Origin of the sequence: Shinella sp. WSJ-2, from assembly GCF_003432075.1 — a bacterium.
GTDB lineage: Bacteria > Pseudomonadota > Alphaproteobacteria > Rhizobiales > Rhizobiaceae > Shinella.
Map to the genome: position 1 here is coordinate 1 of NZ_QWBU01000018.1, position 17,999 is coordinate 17,999.

The 17,999-nt window shown below is 62.3% G+C and carries 19 protein-coding genes; 16 read left to right on the top strand and 3 right to left on the bottom strand.

Annotation, left to right across the window (positions count from 1 at the left end):
- Together D0Y60_RS22710 and D0Y60_RS22715 are read left to right on the top strand one after the other, a co-directional pair.
- Nucleotides 1–317: aldehyde dehydrogenase family protein (locus D0Y60_RS22710; RefSeq protein ID WP_117372228.1), on the top strand; the 317-nt coding region annotated here is incomplete at its 5' end.
- A gap of 68 nt (nucleotides 318–385) precedes the next feature.
- Nucleotides 386–1,186, top strand: coding sequence for an HpcH/HpaI aldolase/citrate lyase family protein (locus D0Y60_RS22715; protein WP_117372229.1), 801 nt, complete (start codon nucleotides 386–388; stop codon nucleotides 1,184–1,186).
- Here the strand turns inward: D0Y60_RS22715 and D0Y60_RS22720 are convergent.
- On the bottom strand, nucleotides 1,180–2,271 hold the full coding sequence (locus D0Y60_RS22720; RefSeq protein WP_117372230.1) for a mannitol dehydrogenase family protein: 1,092 nt from the start codon (nucleotides 2,269–2,271) through the stop codon (nucleotides 1,180–1,182). The genes D0Y60_RS22715 and D0Y60_RS22720 overlap by 7 nt on opposite strands.
- Before the next feature lie 10 nt (nucleotides 2,272–2,281).
- Nucleotides 2,282–3,160, bottom strand: coding sequence for a GntR family transcriptional regulator (locus D0Y60_RS22725; protein WP_117372231.1), 879 nt, complete (start codon nucleotides 3,158–3,160; stop codon nucleotides 2,282–2,284).
- Between the two features lie 184 nt (nucleotides 3,161–3,344).
- Between D0Y60_RS22725 and D0Y60_RS22730 the strand changes: the two genes are divergently transcribed.
- From D0Y60_RS22730 to D0Y60_RS22770, 9 genes are all read left to right on the top strand, one after another.
- Nucleotides 3,345–4,364, top strand: coding sequence for an aldo/keto reductase (locus tag D0Y60_RS22730; RefSeq protein WP_117372232.1), 1,020 nt, complete (start codon nucleotides 3,345–3,347; stop codon nucleotides 4,362–4,364).
- Between the two features lie 27 nt (nucleotides 4,365–4,391).
- On the top strand, nucleotides 4,392–4,841 hold the full coding sequence (locus D0Y60_RS22735; RefSeq protein WP_117372233.1) for an RbsD/FucU domain-containing protein: 450 nt from the start codon (nucleotides 4,392–4,394) through the stop codon (nucleotides 4,839–4,841).
- A gap of 210 nt (nucleotides 4,842–5,051) precedes the next feature.
- Nucleotides 5,052–6,041, top strand: coding sequence for an ABC transporter substrate-binding protein (locus tag D0Y60_RS22740; protein ID WP_117372234.1), 990 nt, complete (start codon nucleotides 5,052–5,054; stop codon nucleotides 6,039–6,041).
- An 86-nt stretch (nucleotides 6,042–6,127) separates the two neighbouring features.
- On the top strand, nucleotides 6,128–7,681 hold the full coding sequence (locus tag D0Y60_RS22745) for a sugar ABC transporter ATP-binding protein (protein WP_117372235.1): 1,554 nt from the start codon (nucleotides 6,128–6,130) through the stop codon (nucleotides 7,679–7,681).
- A gap of 28 nt (nucleotides 7,682–7,709) precedes the next feature.
- On the top strand, nucleotides 7,710–8,684 hold the full coding sequence (locus tag D0Y60_RS22750; RefSeq protein WP_117372236.1) for an ABC transporter permease: 975 nt from the start codon (nucleotides 7,710–7,712) through the stop codon (nucleotides 8,682–8,684).
- Between the two features lies 1 nt (nucleotide 8,685).
- The gene (locus tag D0Y60_RS22755; protein WP_117372237.1) at nucleotides 8,686–9,699 is read left to right on the top strand and encodes a zinc-binding alcohol dehydrogenase family protein; all 1,014 of its coding nucleotides are present in this window, start codon (nucleotides 8,686–8,688) and stop codon (nucleotides 9,697–9,699) included.
- A gap of 192 nt (nucleotides 9,700–9,891) precedes the next feature.
- On the top strand, nucleotides 9,892–11,181 hold the full coding sequence (gene phaZ / locus D0Y60_RS22760) for a polyhydroxyalkanoate depolymerase (RefSeq protein WP_117372238.1): 1,290 nt from the start codon (nucleotides 9,892–9,894) through the stop codon (nucleotides 11,179–11,181).
- A gap of 128 nt (nucleotides 11,182–11,309) precedes the next feature.
- The gene (locus D0Y60_RS22765; protein WP_117372239.1) at nucleotides 11,310–11,744 is read left to right on the top strand and encodes a DUF2852 domain-containing protein; all 435 of its coding nucleotides are present in this window, start codon (nucleotides 11,310–11,312) and stop codon (nucleotides 11,742–11,744) included.
- Between the two features lie 95 nt (nucleotides 11,745–11,839).
- Nucleotides 11,840–12,601 carry a SprT family zinc-dependent metalloprotease gene (locus D0Y60_RS22770; protein ID WP_117372240.1) on the top strand — a complete coding sequence of 254 codons (762 nt, stop codon included), beginning with the start codon at nucleotides 11,840–11,842 and terminating at the stop codon, nucleotides 12,599–12,601.
- A 17-nt stretch (nucleotides 12,602–12,618) separates the two neighbouring features.
- Here the strand turns inward: D0Y60_RS22770 and D0Y60_RS22775 are convergent, their stop codons facing one another.
- Nucleotides 12,619–12,813, bottom strand: a complete 195-nt coding sequence (locus tag D0Y60_RS22775; protein WP_117372241.1) for a YqaE/Pmp3 family membrane protein — start codon at nucleotides 12,811–12,813, stop codon at nucleotides 12,619–12,621.
- Between the two features lie 129 nt (nucleotides 12,814–12,942).
- On the opposite strand from D0Y60_RS22775, the gene D0Y60_RS22780 reads away from it, so the two are divergent.
- From D0Y60_RS22780 to D0Y60_RS22800, 5 genes are read left to right on the top strand one after another with little or no spacing between them, the layout of a single operon-like run.
- A complete protein-coding gene (locus D0Y60_RS22780) occupies nucleotides 12,943–13,617 on the top strand; it encodes a phosphoribosylanthranilate isomerase (protein ID WP_117372242.1) in 675 nt (224 codons plus the stop codon).
- Nucleotides 13,614–14,834 carry a tryptophan synthase subunit beta gene (trpB, locus tag D0Y60_RS22785; protein ID WP_117372243.1) on the top strand — a complete coding sequence of 407 codons (1,221 nt, stop codon included), beginning with the start codon at nucleotides 13,614–13,616 and terminating at the stop codon, nucleotides 14,832–14,834. Before D0Y60_RS22780 ends, trpB begins: the two co-directional genes overlap by 4 nt.
- A 2-nt stretch (nucleotides 14,835–14,836) precedes the next feature.
- Nucleotides 14,837–15,676 carry a tryptophan synthase subunit alpha gene (gene trpA / locus D0Y60_RS22790; protein WP_117372244.1) on the top strand — a complete coding sequence of 280 codons (840 nt, stop codon included), beginning with the start codon at nucleotides 14,837–14,839 and terminating at the stop codon, nucleotides 15,674–15,676.
- Between the two features lie 42 nt (nucleotides 15,677–15,718).
- On the top strand, nucleotides 15,719–16,621 hold the full coding sequence (gene accD / locus D0Y60_RS22795; protein ID WP_117372245.1) for an acetyl-CoA carboxylase, carboxyltransferase subunit beta: 903 nt from the start codon (nucleotides 15,719–15,721) through the stop codon (nucleotides 16,619–16,621).
- A gap of 1 nt (nucleotide 16,622) precedes the next feature.
- Nucleotides 16,623–17,966, top strand: coding sequence for a folylpolyglutamate synthase/dihydrofolate synthase family protein (locus D0Y60_RS22800; protein WP_117372246.1), 1,344 nt, complete (start codon nucleotides 16,623–16,625; stop codon nucleotides 17,964–17,966).
- Nucleotides 17,967–17,999: the final 33 nt, after the last annotated feature.

Below are 17,999 nucleotides of genomic sequence, written 5' to 3' on the forward strand. Positions count from 1 at the left end.
TGGCGGTTGCAAGGGAAGAGACCTTCGGCCCTGTCGCGCCGCTGTTCCGGTTCAAGGACGAGGACGATGTGATCGCGCAGGCGAACGACACGGAGTTCGGGCTTGCCTCGTATTTCTATGCCAAGGAACTGTCGCGGGTGTTCCGCGTGGCCGAAGCGCTGGAATACGGCATGGTGGGCGTCAACACCGGCCTGATCTCGACGGCGGAAGCGCCGTTCGGCGGCGTCAAGCTCTCCGGCCTCGGCCGCGAGGGCTCGCGCTATGGCATCGAGGAGTTCACCGAGATCAAATATGTCTGCCTCGGCGGTATTGCATGAGCAGCCTGTAATCTGATGACCCGGCCGGCATTTTTCTGCCGGCCGGTTTTGTTTCGAGAGGGAAAAACGTGACAGCACCCAAAAACGCCTTCAAGGCAGCCCTTCGCGAGGGCCGGTTTCAGCTTGGTCTCTGGGCGGCGCTCGGCAGCGCCTATGCGGCGGAAATCCTCTCGACCAGTGGGTATGACTGGCTGCTGATCGACGGCGAGCACGGCCCGAACGACATGCCGCTGATCAGCGCGCAGATCGGCGCGCTGCGCCACACGCCCACCCATGCCATGGTCCGCCCGCCCATGGGCGAGGCGTGGATCTTGAAACAGTTGCTCGATCAGGGTGCCCAGACCTTCCTGATCCCGATGGTCGAATCAGCCGAAGAGGCCAAGGCTCTGGTGCGCGCCCTGCGCTACCCGCCGCACGGCATTCGCGGCGTTGGTGCCGGCCTTGGCCGGGCCAGCGATTTCAACCGCACGCCTGACTATATCACGACCGCCAATGACCAGATCTGCCTGATCGTGCAGGTGGAAAACCGCGCGGGCCTTGCGGCGGTCGATGAGATCGCGGCGGTCGACGGTGTCGACGGCATCTTCATCGGCCCGTCTGATCTGGCGGCCGATATGGGCCATCTCGGCAATCCCGGCGCGCCGGAGGTGCTGGAAGCGATCAAGCATATTTTCGCGCGCACCAAGGCGCACGGCAAGGCGCGGGGCATCATGACCGTCTCGCTGCCACAGGCCGAAGTCTATCGAGATCTCGGCGCGGATTTCCTGGCGATCGGCACCGACGTCAATTGCCTTGTTTCGGCGGTCGAGAACCTGCGCCGCAGCTTCCTCGGCGAAAAGGAAGCGGAAAAGCGCGGCGGCGGTTACTGACCGCCGGCAATCGTCAGGAGTTCGGGCTTGGGCACATCGGGTGTCCAGGCATGGAAATCGACAATGCGGCGGACGAGCTTCTCCGCATGATGATTGGCGATATCGCGCAGCCGGTGATCGAGGAAGGGATTGTCGAAGCGCTCCAGTGTCGCGGCGACATAGGTTTCGGCCTCGCTCTTAAGCCCCTTGGCGGCAAAGCCCGGCACGACCTCCTGCCTGTAGAGAAAGAGCAACCGCTCCCGAACGCTGATATCCGCGAGAATCGCTTTCACGGTCTCGTCCGCGGCCCTGCCATCCCGAAGCCAGATATCCGCGAGCACGGTATGGCCCAGATTAAGAATGTGCAGCTTCAGCTTCTCATAGGGCGTGAGATCGTCGACGACGAGAATGTTCGGGTGCGTGCACGGCACCGTCAGGCCCGGCTGCTTTTCGATCGCCCAGAGCGCATAGGGTTCCGCCACCGCGCCTGCCGGCTCGATCGGCTCGGAGACGATGCGGTCGACCAGCGTATTGGCCCAGATCACTTCATAGGACAGCCAGTGTCGGAAAACAGAATCCGGGTAACGATCAGCCTGAAGATCGAGGATCAGGTGCTTGAGCACGTCACCGTTGCGCGCGACGAGTTCGCAGGGCAGCACCGTCAGGCCGGGCCGGTCGGCGCGGAAGCGATCGTGCAGCAGCGCCAGCAGCTTGCCCGGGAACGAGGCGGGCACGGCACCGGCAAGATCGTCGGGGCCGACCTGATAGCCGGTATCGCCGGTATTGGAGATAACGACCTCGGCCTCATCGCGACAGACCGTTTTTACAGCATCCCAGTCCGTCACCGTCGAAAGGGTGCGGGCGATGCTAATGACGCGTTGCCGGCTGTCGATCTCTAGACCATCTTTTCGGCCGCGTACGATGACAGGATAGCCCTCCGGCGCGGCAAGGGCCTCGAGCCGTCCGGCGCGCTCCGGTGAACCGGTCGTTTGCACGACGGTGATGCGGCCAAGCGCCTCGCCCCGCTCCAGGGCTTCACTGACGAAGAGGTCCGCATGGGCCTGCAGGAAGCGGCTCGTTCCGAATTGCAGGATGGGCGTTTTCATAGCCGTCTCGTCAGTTGATCGATTGCAGGAGGGTTTCGCGCGCCGACTTCAGGTGCTGGCGGCAGGCATGTTCGATTCGGGCCGGATCGCGCGAGCGCAGCGCGGATATATAGGCGAGATGCTCTTCCAGTGCGCGGGCATTGCGCTCGCGCGCATTCGTCTTGTTCCACTGGTAGTGATAGTGGAAGACGATGGCGATCACATCGTAGAAATCGACGACGAAGCGGTTCTTCGATGCGCGGTGCACGAGGAGATGGAAGCGCTCGTCGAGCTCGGAGAAGTCGAGATAGCGGCTCTCGATGTCGGCAAGGATGGCGTGATGCACCGCCTCGATGGCGTCGAGCTCCTGCCAAGCGGAATGTTCTTCTGGCAGATGCACGAAGGCGGCGGCGGAGCGAAGCTCGAACATTTCGCGCACCTCCGTCAGCTCCAACGCGAAATCGCGGGTGAAACCCTTCAGAACCCAATGGCTGTTTGGCCGTTTCTCGATCAGGCCGAAACGGCTGAAGCGGATCAGGAATTCGCGCACGCTCGTCGTGCCGATACCGATTTCCCGCGCCAGTTCCAGCTCGTTGATCTGCATGCCGGGCTCGGCACCGCCGGCCAGAATCCGGCGCATGAAGCTGCGCTCAATGATTTCGGAGAGCGAATCCGTTTCCTCCGTCGGGAAATAATCAGCCGCCACAGGTTTGCGCAGCACGATCTTCCGGCGCTTCTCCCAGGCGAGGAGCCCTACCTCTTCCAGCCGGGTCAGGATGGTGCGTACGGTGGTGCGGCTGATGCCCAATGCCGCGCCAAGCTCCGGCTCGGACGGAAGGCTTGCCGTCTGCTCCAAGAGCTTGAGGCAGCGATTGAAGGCGTCCTTGAAGACGGTGTTCTGTTTGGCCATGGGTGTCGCCGGTTGTTGGGTTCGCGTCCCTTAGTCATTGTGCAGGCAAATGGCCAGACGCGCGGCTCATGCCACTCGCCGCATCCTCCCGCGTTTACTCTCGTCATATTACCCATTGACGACGATCTGTCTATTGTCGATAAAAGACAAAAGTGCTTGCAGAGGACGCTGGCGGGGAGGAGACATGAAGACGCGGACCATCGGGAGGACAGGCCTTGCCGTGACCGAATTCAGTTTCGGAACCGCAGCGCTCGGCGGTCTCTACCGCGCCTGTCCGCGCGATGTAGCGATGGCCACGCTGCAAGCCGCCTGGGACGAGGGGCTACGCTATTTCGATACCGCGCCCTGGTATGGTTTCGGCCTCGCCGAACGCGTGACTGGCGATTTCCTGCGCGACAAACCGAAGAGCGACTATGTGCTCTCCAGCAAGGTCGGCCGCATCATGTTCCCGGTGCCGGACGACAAGGTGCCAAGCTATGGCTATGTCGACCCGCTGCCCTTCGATGTGCGCTACGACTACAGCTATGACGGCATCATGCGCTCGGTCGAACTCAGCCATGCGCGGTTAGGCCTCAACCGCATCGACATGCTCTATGTGCACGATATCGGCGTCTATACGCATGGCGCCGAGCGCAATGCCTTTCATATGCGCCAGTTTTTCGACTCCGGCCTGAAAGCCTTGCAGGAGCTGAAATCGTCAGGGACCATCAAGGCCTTCGGCCTTGGAGTCAACGAGATACCCGTCTGTCTCGACGTGCTGCACGAGACCGACCTCGACTGCATCCTGCTTGCCGGCCGCTATACGCTTCTGGATCGTTCGGCCGTGGCGGACCTGTTGCCGCTTTGCGCGGCAAAAAGCACGTCGCTGGTGGTTGGCGGCGTGTTCAATTCAGGTATTCTCGCGACCGGCCCGGTCGAGGGCGCGCATTTTGACTATATGCCAGCCACAGCCGATATTGCCGGCAAGGTCGGTGCGATGATGGAGATTGCGAAAAGCCGCGGCGTGCCGCTGGCCGCACTGGCGCTGCAGTTTCCGCTGGAGCATCCCGCCGTCGCCTCGGTGCTCATCGGGACGGCAAAGCCGGAGAGCCTGCACCGCAATATGGCGCTCGCGCGCCTGGATTTGAGCAAGGATATTTACCCGGCTTTCGAGCCGCATACTCTGGTGGCGCCCGAATTGGGTCAGGACGCTGTCAGGCAATAGATTTCGATCGGAAAGGATCGCAAGACCATGTTGAAAGGCATTCATCCGCTGCTCGGGCCGGAACTACTGCACGCGATCAGAACGATGGGGCATGGCGACGACATCGTCATTGCCGATGCCAACTTCCCGTCGAGCTTTTTAGGTCCGAAGGTCATCCGCGCCGATGGTGTCGATGCCGTGGCGATCACCGAGGCGATACTGGCCCATATGCCGCTCGATACGTTTGTGCCCCAGGCGGCGTGGCGCATGGAGGTCGTCGGCGATCCCACGGCGGTGCCGGAGGTCTGTGCGACGTTTCAGGATCTGGTGAACCGGCTGGCGGGGGATTTCACCGTTCATTCGGTCGAGCGCTTCGCCTTCTACGAGATGGCGAAGAAGGCGGCCTATATCGTCGCCACGACGGAATTCCGCCTCTATGGCAATATCATTCTGAAGAAGGGTGTTCTGCACCCGCATGAGGTCTACCGGGTTTCGTGAACCCGGCGGCCACCGTTTGGGAGGACGGCGGCGATGGACTGGAAAGCTAGGAATTGCAGATTTTTTCGTGAATTTCACCCGCTTGCCAGGACACCGGCTCGGGTGTAGCGTGCCGCAATAAATGTTTTTTATCGATAAAAGATCGAGTTGTTCGCTTCCTGCAACACGATCCCTCAAGGAGGACAGGAAGCATCTGAGAGGAGAAACCTGATGAGCATTGTAAGATCGCTTCTGTCCCGCCGCGCCTTCACGGCACTGGCGGGTGCCGCAGTCCTCGCCACCCTGACGCCGGCAGCGTCCTTCGCGCAGGATGTCACCATTCCGATCATCGTCAAGGACACGACATCCTTCTACTGGCAGATCGTGCTCGCCGGCGCCCGCCAGGCCGGCAAGGATCTCGGCGTTACCGTGCCGGAGCTCGGCGCGCAGTCGGAATCCGACATCAACGGTCAGATCAGCATTCTGGAAAACGCCGTGGCCGGCGGTCCTGCCGCCGTCGTCATCTCGCCGACGGAATTCAAGGCGCTCGGCAAGCCGGTGGACGAAGCCGCAAAATCCGTTCCGATCATCGGCATCGATTCCTCGGCGGATTCCAAGGCCTTCACATCATTCCTGACGACGGATAACGTACAGGGCGGCCGCATCGCCGCTGACGGCCTTGCCGCTGCCATCAAGGCCGCGACCGGCAAGGAAGAGGGCGAGATCGCCATCATCACCAGCCTGCCGGGCGTCGGCTCGCTCGACCAGCGCCGCGAAGGCTTCCTCGACCAGGTCAAGACCAAGTATCCGGGCCTGAAGGTCGTGGCCGACAAATATGCCGACGGGCAGGCCACCACCGGCCTGAACATGATGACCGACCTCATCACCGCCAACCCGAACCTCGTCGGCGTCTTCGCCTCCAACCTCATCATGGCGCAGGGCGTCGGCCAGGCGATCGCGGAAAACAAGCTCGGCGACAAGATCAAGGTCATCGGCTTCGACTCGGATGAGAAGACCGTCGGCTTCCTCAAGGAAGGCGTGCTGGCCGGCCTCGTCGTGCAGGATCCCTATCGCATGGGCTACGACGGCGTGAAGACGGCGCTTGCCGTCTCCAAGGGCGAGAAGGTCGAGGCTTTCGTCGACACGGGCGCCAATCTTGTGACCAAGGACAATATGGCGGATCCGAAGATCGACGCCCTCTTGAACCCCAAGATCAAATGACGGGAAAATCATGACGGTTTGACCCTGTCCCGCCCGGGCGGCATCATCCGGGCGGGACGCTTTCCGCAGTCAGGGAGGAGAACGCGATGAGCAGCCTCGAAGAGCTCAGCCATCGGCATGACGACCAGGCGAAACTGGCCGAGTCCGACACCGTGCCGCGCGGTGCGCCCATCCTCGAACTGCGCGGCCTGCAGAAGAAATACGGCCTCGTTGAAGCGCTGAAACCGGCGACGGTGACGTTCCTGGCCGGCGAAATCCACGCCATCGTCGGCGAAAACGGTGCGGGAAAATCCACGCTCATCAAGCTTCTGACCGGCGTCATCAGGCGCACGGCGGGCGAGGTCTTCTGGTGCGGCAAGCCCGTGCAACTCGCCACACCCAACGAGGCGATTTCGCGCGGCATCAACGCCGTGCACCAGGAGGTCGTTCTCTGCGCGCATCTTTCCGTCGCCGCCAACATGTTCCTCGGCGACGAGATGAACCGCTATGGCCTGATGCGCAAAGGCGCGATGGAAAAGGCAGCGCAGGCCGTACTGGACGATCTCGGCTTCCAGCTTCCGGCCGCAGCGCCTCTCGGCAGCCTTACCATCGGCCAGCAGCAACTGGTCGCAACGGCCAAGGCCGCCATGCGCGGCATCCGTTTCCTCATCTTCGACGAGCCCACCGCTTACCTGACACGCCAGGAATCCGCCCAACTCTTCCGGCTCATTCGTCGCCTCCGTGATCAGGGCGTCACTATCGTTTATATCAGCCACCGCATGGAAGAAGTCTTCGAACTGGCCGACCGTGTCTCGGTTCTGCGCGACGGCACCCATGTGGGCACGCGGCTGATCGGCGAGACCAACGAGGCGGAGCTGATCGCGCTGATGATCAACCGCTCGATCGAGCAAATCTATCACAAGGAGAAGGTCGTCATCGGCAAGCCGATCGTCGAGACGAAAGGCCTGTCCGGCCCGGGTTTCGAGGATGTTTCGTTGACGGTGCGATCCGGTGAGATCGTCGGCCTCTATGGCCTGATCGGTGCCGGGCGCAGCGAATTCGCGCTCGGCCTCTATGGTCGCCAGCCGGTGAAATCAGGTGAAATCCTCTGGGAGGGCCAGAAGGTCGAGATTTCCAACGAGCGCAAGGCCATGGACCTCGGTATCGCGCTCGCCCCGGAAAGCCGGCGCGACCAGGGCCTCTGCCTCAATCTGTCGATCGGTCTCAACATCAACCTGCCGGTCTTCAAGCGGCTGAGTTCGGGGCTCGTCATCCGCAAGGGCGACGAAGCGGACAATGCCGAGCGGCAGATCCGGGACTTGCGCATCAAGACACCGTCGCGCAGCGTGCTGGCCTCGGCCATGTCCGGCGGCAACCAGCAGAAGATCGTCATCGGCAAGTGGCTGAGCCATGGGGCGAAGCTTTTCATCTTCGATGAGCCGACCGTCGGCGTCGACGTCGGCACCAAGGCGGAAATCTATCGGCTGTTCGGCGAACTCCTGAAACGGGGCGCCGGCATCATCCTGATCTCGTCCTACCTGCCGGAAGTCTATGAACTCTCCGACCGGCTGCACGTCTTCCGCGGCGGCCGTCTCGTCGCGAGCCACGACTATCGTGCCGGCACCCATGAAGACGTTTTGACCCAAGCTATCGGCATTTGAGCGCTACGCGAAAAAAGGGAGAAGAAACATGAGCGTGGACACGACGACGGAAAGCGCACCGGCACCGAGGAAGGGCCGGAACATCCTGCTCGGCCTGACCCTGTTCGGGCTTCTCGCAGCTTTGTGGCTGGCGCTCGGCCTGTCCACCCACGCCTTCTGGACTCCGGGTAACATTTCCAACCTGCTGCGCCAGGGGGCGATGACGGCGATCCTTGCCGTCGGCCAGACCTTCGTCATCATCACCGCCGGTATCGATCTCTCGGTCGGGGCGATCGTCGGCTTCACCAGCGTCATCGTCGCCTGGCTGCTTCAGGCTGGCGTTCCGCTCTGGGCCTCGATCATCCTGACGCTCCTGATGGGTGTGGCGATCGGCGCGTTCCATGGTTTCGGCATCGTGCGCATGGGGCTGCCGCCCTTCATCATCACGCTCGCGACGCTCACCTCGCTACGCGGTATCGGCCTGCTCATCACCAATGGTTCGACGATCTCGATCAACCATGAGGGTTTCACCAACTTCTCGCGCATGGATTTCCTCGGCGTGCCGAGCCTGTTCTGGATGGTCATCCTCGTGGCGATCCCGGCCTTCGTCTTCTTGCATCTCTCACGCTTCGGCCGCTATCTCTTCGCGGTCGGCTCGAACAGCGAAGCCGCACGCCTGTCGGGCGTCAATGTCAACCGCACGATCTATCTCGCCTATATCCTGTCGGCCACCTGCGCCGCCTTTGTCGGCCTGCTGCTCGCCTCGCGCATCGGCATCGGCAACGCCACGCAAGCGGAAGGCTGGGAGTTGCAGGCGATCGCCTCCTCGGTCATCGGCGGCACCAGCCTGTTCGGTGCGGTGGGTTCGGTGCATGGCCCGCTGCTCGGCGCCTTCATCCTCGCCACCATCAATAACGGCGCGAACCTACTCAACGTCAATTCGTTCTGGCAGCGCATCATTACCGGCCTTCTGATCATCGTCATCGTCTATTTCGACCAATTGCGTCGCCGCGGAAGCCGCTGAGATGAAAGCTGTCGTCTGCGTAGAACCCGGCCGCCTCGAGACGGTCGAACGGCAACGGCCTGCGGTGCCGGAGGGCTGGGCGCGCGTGGCAGTCAGCCATGTCGGCATCTGCGGCACGGATTATCATATCTTTGAGGGCAAACATCCGTTCCTCGAATACCCCCGCGTGATGGGTCACGAAGTCTCAGCGACGGTTATTGAGCCCGGCACAAGCGGCCTTGTCGTCGGCGCACCCGTCGTTGTGAACCCCTATATCTCCTGCGGCGTCTGCGTCGCCTGCCGGAAGGACAAGCCGAACTGCTGCACCGCCATCCGCGTGCTCGGCGTGCACACCGACGGCGCCTTTTGCGAGGAAATCACCGTCCCGCCGGAGAATCTTTACCCGGCGGAAGGTCTTTCGCTGGAGGCCGCCGCGACCGTCGAGTTTCTGGCCATCGGCGCCCATGCCGTGCGCCGCTCGCTAGCGCCGGCCGGTTCCCGTGCCCTCGTCATCGGAGCTGGCCCGATCGGCTTGGGCACTGCGCTCTTCTCGCGCATTGCGGGCCATGACGTCACCTTGATGGATACGTCGCGAGAACGCCTGGCCATGGCGGCGGAGCGTTTCGGTTTCGCATCCGGCTTGGTTGCCGGAGCGACCGCCGCCGAAGACGTCAGCCGGGTAACGGATGGCGACGGCTTTGACGTCGTCTTCGACGCGACGGGTTACGGCAAATCCATGGAAGCGGCTTTCGGCTATGTCGCCCATGGCGGGGCGCTGGTGCTGGTCAGCGTGGTGAAGGACGAGATCCGCTTCTCCGATCCGGAATTCCACAAGCGCGAGATGATGCTGATCGGCAGCCGCAATGCGACGCGGGTCGATTTCGAGCATGTCATGGCGAGTATCCGCGCGGGCCATGTGCCGATCGAGGCACTCGTCACCCACCGCACGACGCTGGGTGATGTACCCGCCGACCTTGCGCGCTGGGCAACCGAGAAGGCCGGTCTGATCAAGGCTATCGTTTGCGTTGCGGAATAAGCCCGTCCACGCGCGCACCCATCTGAAGAGGTTGGACTTCGTTCATGTCCGCGAAAGGTTCGCGGGCGTAGGATGCCGCTGTGGCATGTTGCCACGCAGCGAAAACCTGTTAGTGTTTTCGCAAGTGCGGAAACCGGGTGAGACGGTGTGCGGGCATGAGCCCCGCACCGGGAAAATGGGATAACGCGTCCGATGTATTATCAGCTCTACGAACTCAACCATGCGATGATGGCGCCCTGGCGCGCCGCGGCGGACCAGATGCGGATCGCCTTCCGCAATCCGCTCAACCCGCTTTCCCATACCTATTTCGGCCGCACGATGGCCGCGGGCTTCGAGGTTCTCGAGCGCACCACCCGGCGTTACGGCAAACCCGCCTTCGACTTGCCCACCACACCGATCGACGGCAAGGACGTCTCGGTTCACGAGAAGATCGTTTGGAAACGGCCCTTCTGCAATCTCATCCATTTCGAGCGCTGTCTGCCCGCCGGCCATCGCAAGGATCCGAAAGTCCTGATCGTCGCGCCGATGTCTGGCCATTATGCGACGCTCTTGCGCGGCACCGTCGAAGCGCTGCTCCCGCATGCCGAAGTGCATATCACCGACTGGATCGATGCACGCATGGTGCCGATCTCAGAAGGCACTTTCGATCTCGACGATTACATCGACTATGTCATCCAGATGCTGCATGCGCTGGGGCCGGATACGCATGTGATCGCCGTCTGCCAGCCGGCAGTGCCGGTGCTGGCCGCCGTAGCCGTGATGGAAGCCGACAACGATCCGCTGTCGCCCTCCACCATGACGCTGATGGGTGGACCGATCGACACGCGCATCAACCCGACGGCGGTGAACAACCTTGCCAAGGAAAAGCCGCTCGACTGGTTCCGCGACAATGTCATCATGCCGGTTCCGTGGCCGCAGCCGGGCTTCATGCGCCAGGTCTATCCGGGCTTCCTGCAGCTTTCGGGCTTCATGTCGATGAACCTTGATCGCCATGTCGTCGCGCACAAGGAGTTCTTCGCCCATCTCGTGAAGAACGACGGCGATGCGGCTGAAAAGCACCGCGATTTCTACGACGAATATCTTGCCGTCATGGACCTTACGGCCGAGTTCTATCTCCAGACCGTCGAAACCGTGTTCATGAAACACGCGCTGCCGAAGGGCGAGATGATGCACCGCTCGCGTCGCGTCGATACGACGGCGATCCGCAAGGTGGCGCTGCTCACCGTCGAGGGCGAGAACGACGATATCTCGGGCGTCGGCCAGACCAAGGCGGCGCAGACGATCTGCACGAACATTCCCGACGACATGCGCATGCACTACATGCAGCCGGATGTCGGCCATTACGGCGTGTTCAACGGCTCGCGCTTCCGCAAGGAGATCGCGCCGCGCATCCTGTCCTTTATCGAGACCCACGGCAAAGCCAACAAGGCAAAGCCTGCGCCGCGCGTCATCAGAGGTGGCAAGGCTGAAGCGGCCTCCTGATTTTTCAGGCTCGTTTCAGGTACTTGCCCGAATTCATGCGCCATCGTCTTGAACGCGATGGGCGGTCTAACCACATCGGTTTAACCGGAAACCGAGGTGGTTTCCGTCGATCGTGAGGAAGATTGCACATGAACCAGTCAGCGCTCATTCGTCCGGACTGGACGCCTGCGACCATCGCCCTGATGGTGCTGGGCTTCGTGGTATTCTGGCCGCTCGGCCTTGCCATGCTTGCCTACATCATCTTCGGCGATCGCCTGAGAAACTTCAAGAAAGACGCCAACGACAATCTCGACGGCCTGTTCGCCTCCTGCCGCAGCAAGTTCCGCGGCGGTCGTGGTCCTGCGTTCCGCAGCACCACCGGCAATGTCGCTTTCGACGATTGGCGTGACGCCGAACTCGCCCGCCTCGACGAAGAGCGCCGCAAGCTCGACGAGATGCGCGAACAGTTCGATGCCTACAGCCGCGAGCTGCGCCGTGCCAAGGACCAGGAGGAGTTCGACCGCTTCATGCGCGAACGCCGCGCCGAAGGGAAGGGCGACGTACCGGGCTTCCCGGCGACCTGATACGATCAGGATCCTTGCAAACAGAGCCGGCGCCGTGAGCGCCGGTTTTTCGTTGAGGCATTTCAGCCGGCCTCGAATCGGCTATGAAAGGCAGCATGTTTTCCTCGTTGCGCAAGCCCCGAAAGGCTCTGAAGACGCCGCCGCCGCCCGAACGGCGCGAGCTCGACGTCAATGGCCGGCGTCTGCCGCTCACCATCAAGCGGGATTCGCGTGCGACGCGCCTGACGCTGCGCATCGAACCCGGTGGCCGGGCGTTGCGCATGACGGTGCCGTCAGGCATCGCCGAACGCGAAATCCGCGATTTTCTCGATCGTCATCAGGGCTGGCTGATGACGAAGCTCGCGAAATTCCGCACGACGAATGAGCTGGCCGACGGCGGTTACGTCATGATCCGCGGCGTTGCCCATCGCATCGAGGCGACCGGCCGGCTGCGCGGTTTGACTGAGGCCGTCGTTGTCGATGACGAGGCAGTGCTGCGCGTCGGCGGCATGGAGGAGAGTATTCCCCGCCGCATCTCGGATTTCCTGAAAAAGGAGGCGCGGCTGGAGCTGGACCGTCTGGTCACCATCCATGCAGGAAGGATCGGCCGAAAGGTCAAGTCGCTAACATTGCGCGATACCCGCAGCCGCTGGGGCTCCTGCTCGGCGGATGGCGCGCTCAGCTTCTCCTGGCGCATCGCCATGGCCCCGCCGCATGTCATCGACTATCTCGCAGCCCATGAAGTGGCGCATCTCGAGGAGATGAACCACAGCTCAGCCTTTTGGGCTCTGTGCGAAAAACTGTGCCCGGCAACGGAAGAGGCCAAGCGCTGGTTGAAGCGCAACGGCAGTTTGCTGCATGCGCTGGATTTTGGCTAAGCCGTTTCCGCAAAAAACTAGCGGCGGCTGCCGAGCGCTTCGTTGATCTTCTTGTCGGTGTTGTATTGGCCGAGCGCATAGACTGCCCAGATCGCGGCCGGTAGCCAGCCGATCAGCGTCACTTGCAAAATCAGGCATATAATGCCGGCGATCGGTCGCCCGATAGTGAAAAACACGAGAAAGGGCAGGAGGATGGCAATAATGAGCCGCATGGATGTCTCCGGTCTGTCGTTTCCTTCCATATGGGCCGTATCGTGGGCCGTGCAAGGGTGGCGTTTCCAGTCCTATTGCCGCCGTCTTTCGGCTCGACTCTTCCGGTGATTCGTGCGAACCCCTTCCCCATGAAACGCGACATTAAAATCTGCGGGCTGAAGACCGAAGAGGCCGTCGACAAGGCGGTTGCGCTCGGTGCGACCCATATCGGCTTCATCTTCTTTCCGAAAAGCCCGCGCAACATCGAGCCCTCCGACGCCGGCCGTCTGGCAGACCGGGTGCGCGGCCGCGTGAAGATCGTTGCGGTGACCGTCGATGCCGACAGCGACACGCTGGACGAGATCGTCGATCAGCTCTCGCCCGATATTCTCCAGTTGCACGGCAAGGAAAGCCCCGAGCGGGTGCTGACGGTCAAGGCAGTCTATGGTCTGCCCGTGATGAAGGCTTTTTCGGTGCGCGAGGCGGATGATCTGAAGAAGATCGATCCCTATATCGGTATCGCCGACCGGTTCCTGTTTGACGCCAAGCCGCCGGCAGGCTCTGAACTTCCGGGCGGCAACGGGGTCTCCTTCGACTGGAACCTCATGCATTTGCTTGACGGAAGCGTCGATTACATGCTTTCGGGTGGGCTGAACAAGGATAACCTCGCCGAGGCCATTCAACTGACCGGCGCGCCGGGCATCGACACCAGTTCGGGTGTCGAAAGTGCGCCTGGGGTCAAGGATCTCGGCCTGATGGAAGCGTTTTTTGAGGCGGCGAACAAGGCGGACGACATGACCGCCGTCGCAGGGAGAGGCAAGTGAACCAGTCACCCAACCTGAATTCGTATCGCGAAGGTCCCGATGAGGACGGCCGCTTCGGCATTTTCGGCGGTCGTTTCGTCGCCGAAACCCTGATGCCGCTGATCCTCGAACTTCAGGCGGAATGGGACAAGGCCAAGACCGATCCGGCCTTTCAGGCGGAGCTGAAGCACCTCGGTGCCCATTATATCGGCCGCCCGAGCCCGCTCTATTATGCCGAACGCCTGACGCAGCATCTCGGCGGCGCAAAGATCTATTTCAAGCGTGAAGAGCTGAACCACACCGGCTCGCACAAGATCAACAACTGCATCGGTCAGATCCTGCTCGCCAAGCGCATGGGCAAGACGCGCATCATCGCCGAAACCGGCGCCGGCCAGCACGGCGTGGCCTCGGCGACCGTTGCTGCGCGCTTCGGCTTCCCCTGCGTCGTCTATATGGGTGCCACCGACGTCGAGCGTCAGGCGCCGAATGTCTTCCGCATGAAGCTGCTCGGTGCCGAGGTGAAACCCGTCACCGCCGGCAGCGGCACGCTGAAGGACGCCATGAACGAGGCGCTGCGCGACTGGGTCACCAATGTCGACGACACCTATTACCTGATCGGCACCGCCGCCGGTCCGCATCCTTATCCCGAGCTGGTGCGCGATTTCCAGGCCGTCATCGGCACGGAAGCCCGCGAGCAGCTTCTCGAAGCCGAAGGCCGCCTGCCGGACATGGTCATCGCCGCCGTTGGCGGTGGTTCCAATGCCATCGGCATCTTCCATCCGTTCCTCGACGACAAGAACGTCCAGATCGTCGGCGTCGAAGCCGGTGGCAAGGGCCTCGACGGCGAGCTGCACTGTGCCTCCCTGACAGCCGGTTCGCCAGGCGTTCTGCACGGCAACCGCACCTATCTGCTGCAGGATGCCGACGGCCAGATCAAGGAAGGACACTCCATCTCCGCTGGCCTCGACTATCCCGGCATCGGCCCGGAGCACGCCTGGCTGCACCAGATCGGTCGCGCCGAATATGTTCCGATCATGGACGACGAAGCGCTGGAAGCCTTCCAGCTCTTGACCAAACTCGAAGGCATCATTCCGGCGCTCGAGCCGAGCCATGCCATTGCAGAGGTGATCAAGCGCGCCCCCAAGATGGGCAAGGACCAGATCATCCTGATGAACCTCTCCGGCCGCGGCGACAAGGACATCTTTACCGTCGGCAAGATCCTCGGCATGGAGCTCTGAGCATGACCGCACGCATGGACAAACGCTTCGCGGATCTCGCCGCGGAAGGCCGCCCGGCCCTCGTCACCTATTTTATGGGCGGCGATCCGGATTACGCGAGCTCGCTGGAGATCATGAAGGCGCTGCCGAAGGCGGGCTCCGACGTCATCGAACTCGGCATGCCCTTTTCCGATCCGATGGCCGACGGCCCGGCGATCCAGGTGGCTGGCCAGCGCGCGCTCGCCGGCGGTCAAACGCTCGCCAAGACGATCCAGATGGCGCGCGACTTCCGCAAGGAAGACGACGCGACCCCGATCGTTCTGATGGGCTACTACAACCCGATCTACATCTATGGCGTCGATCGTTTCCTCGACGACGCGCTGGAAGCCGGCATCGACGGCTTGATCGTCGTCGACCTGCCGCCGGAAATGGATGACGAACTGTGCATCCCGGCCCTTGCCAAGGGTATCAACTTCATCCGTCTCGCCACGCCGACGACCGATGAGAAGCGCCTGCCGGCCGTTCTGAAGAACACGTCGGGCTTCGTCTACTACGTTTCGATGAACGGCATCACCGGTTCGGCATTGCCGGACCCGTCGCTGATCGGCGGCGCCGTCGGCCGCATCAAGGCGCATACCAGGCTGCCGGTCTGCGTCGGCTTCGGCGTCAAGACGGCCGAACACGCCCGTGCCATCGGCGCTTCGGCGGACGGCGTCGTCGTCGGTACGGCTATCGTCAACCAGATCGCCTCCAGCCTGACGGCGGACGGCAAGGCCAGTGCAGCCACCGTTGCCGGTGTCGAAACGCTGGTCATGAGCCTCGCATCGGGTGTGCGCGCGTCGCGCCTTGCGGCGGCGGAATAAAGTTCCCACATGGGAACCACCATTATAACGGGAGTCTAGACCGTGAACTGGATCACGAATTACGTTCGGCCGAAGATCAACTCGATGCTTGGCCGCCCTGACCGGGATGTACCGGAAAACCTCTGGATCAAGTGCCCGGAAACCGGCGAGATGGTCTTCCATCGCGATCTCGAGGAAAACAAGTGGGTAATCCCCGCTTCGGGCTACCACATGAAGATGCCGGCCAAGGCCCGCCTCAAGGATCTCTTCGACGATGGCGTCTATGAAGCCCTGCAGCAGCCGAAGGTGGCGCAGGACCCGTTGAAGTTCCGCGATTCGAAGAAATATACGGATCGCCTTAAGGAAAGCCGCACCAAGACAGACCTTGAAGACACGATCGTTGCCGGCGTCGGCAAGGTGCGCGGCGTCAAGCTCGTCGCGGTTGTTCATGAATTCAGCTTTATGGCTGGCTCGCTCGGCATCGCCGCCGGCGAAGCGATCATCAAAGCCTTCGAACGGGCGATCGCCGAAAAGTGCCCGCTCGTTATGTTCCCCGCCTCGGGCGGCGCACGCATGCAGGAAGGCATTCTCTCGCTGATGCAGCTGCCGCGCACCACCGTTGCCGTGGAAATGCTGAAGGAAGCGGGCCTACCGTATATCGTTGTCCTCACCAACCCGACGACCGGCGGTGTTACGGCCTCCTACGCCATGCTGGGCGATATCCATCTCGCCGAACCGGGCGCCGAAATCTGCTTTGCCGGCAAACGCGTCATCGAGCAGACCATCCGCGAAAAGCTGCCCGAGGGCTTCCAGACGTCGGAGTACCTCCTGGAGCACGGCATGGTCGACATGGTCGTCAAGCGCCATGACATTCCCGAAACGCTGGCCCGACTTTTGAAAATTCTCATGAAGAAGCCAGCGGCCGCCTCGGTCACCAACGGCGCCGTCGCCATCGCGGCCCAGTAAGATGACCAGCGTGATGGTCAGCGAGGCGGCAGCGGAGATCGAGAAGCTTCTCGGTCTCCATCCCAAGGGGTTTGATCTTTCGCTTGACCGGATCACGCGGCTGCTTTCCGCCCTCGGCGATCCGCATCTGAAATTGCCGCCGGTCATCCATGTGGCCGGCACCAACGGCAAGGGCTCGGTCACGGCCTTCTGCCGCGCCATCCTTGAGGCTCAGGGCCTCAGCGTGCACGTCCACACCTCGCCGCATCTGGTCAACTGGCATGAGCGCTACCGTCTCGGTGTCAAAGGCGGCCGTGGGCAGTTCGTGGAAGACGCGGTCCTGGCGGATGCCGTGCGCCGTGTCGCCGACGCCAATGGCGGGGAAAAGATCACCGTCTTCGAAATCCTGACCGCCGTCACCTTCGTGCTGTTTGCCGAGCACCCGGCTGATGTCGCGATCATTGAGGTCGGCCTCGGCGGCCGTTTCGACGCGACGAACGTCATCCCGCGCCCGGCCGTCTCCATCATCATGCCGATTTCGCTCGATCACCAGGCCTATCTCGGCGACCGCGTCGAGCTGATCGCTGCCGAGAAGGCCGGCATCATGAAGCGCGGCGCGCCCGTCGTCATCGGCTTCCAGACTGAAGATGCTGCCCGTGACGTGCTGATCGAGACCGCCGAGCGGCTCGGTTGCCCGCATACCGTCTATGGCCAGGATTTCATGGCGCATCAGGAATACGGCCGTCTCGTCTATCAGGATGAATTCGGCCTCGCCGATCTGCCGCTGCCGCGCCTGCCTGGCCGCCACCAATATGCCAACGCCGCCGCTGCGATCCGCGCAGTGAAAGCCGCCGGTTTCACGATTTCCGAACACGCTTTCGAAATGGGCCTCAGCCACGTCGAATGGCCGGGCCGCCTGCAGCGGCTGACGGACGGTGCGCTTGCCCGCATCGCCCCGCGCGCCAGCGAAATCTGGGTCGATGGCGGCCACAATCCCGGTGCCGGCCAGGTGATCGCCGAGACCATGGCGAATTTCGAGGAGCGCGAGGCCCGCCCGCTTTTCCTCGTGACGGGCATGATCAACACGAAGGACCCGGTTGGCTATTTCGAGCCCTTCGGTGGCTTGGCCGAGCGCGTTTTCACAGTGCCGATCCGTGGCTCCGACGCCGGCCTCGATCCGGTGGCGCTGGCCGAGGATGCCGCGCGCGCGGGTCTAGAGGCAGAAGCCTATTCGACCGTTGCAGAAGCGCTGGCCGAAATCGGCCGCATCACCGCGGAAGACGCCGTGCCGCCCCGCATCCTGATCGGCGGCTCGCTCTATCTCGTCGGCGATGTGCTCGCCGATAATGGGACGCCACCGACCTGAGAAACAAAAAAGCCCGGCTTCAGCCGGGCTTTT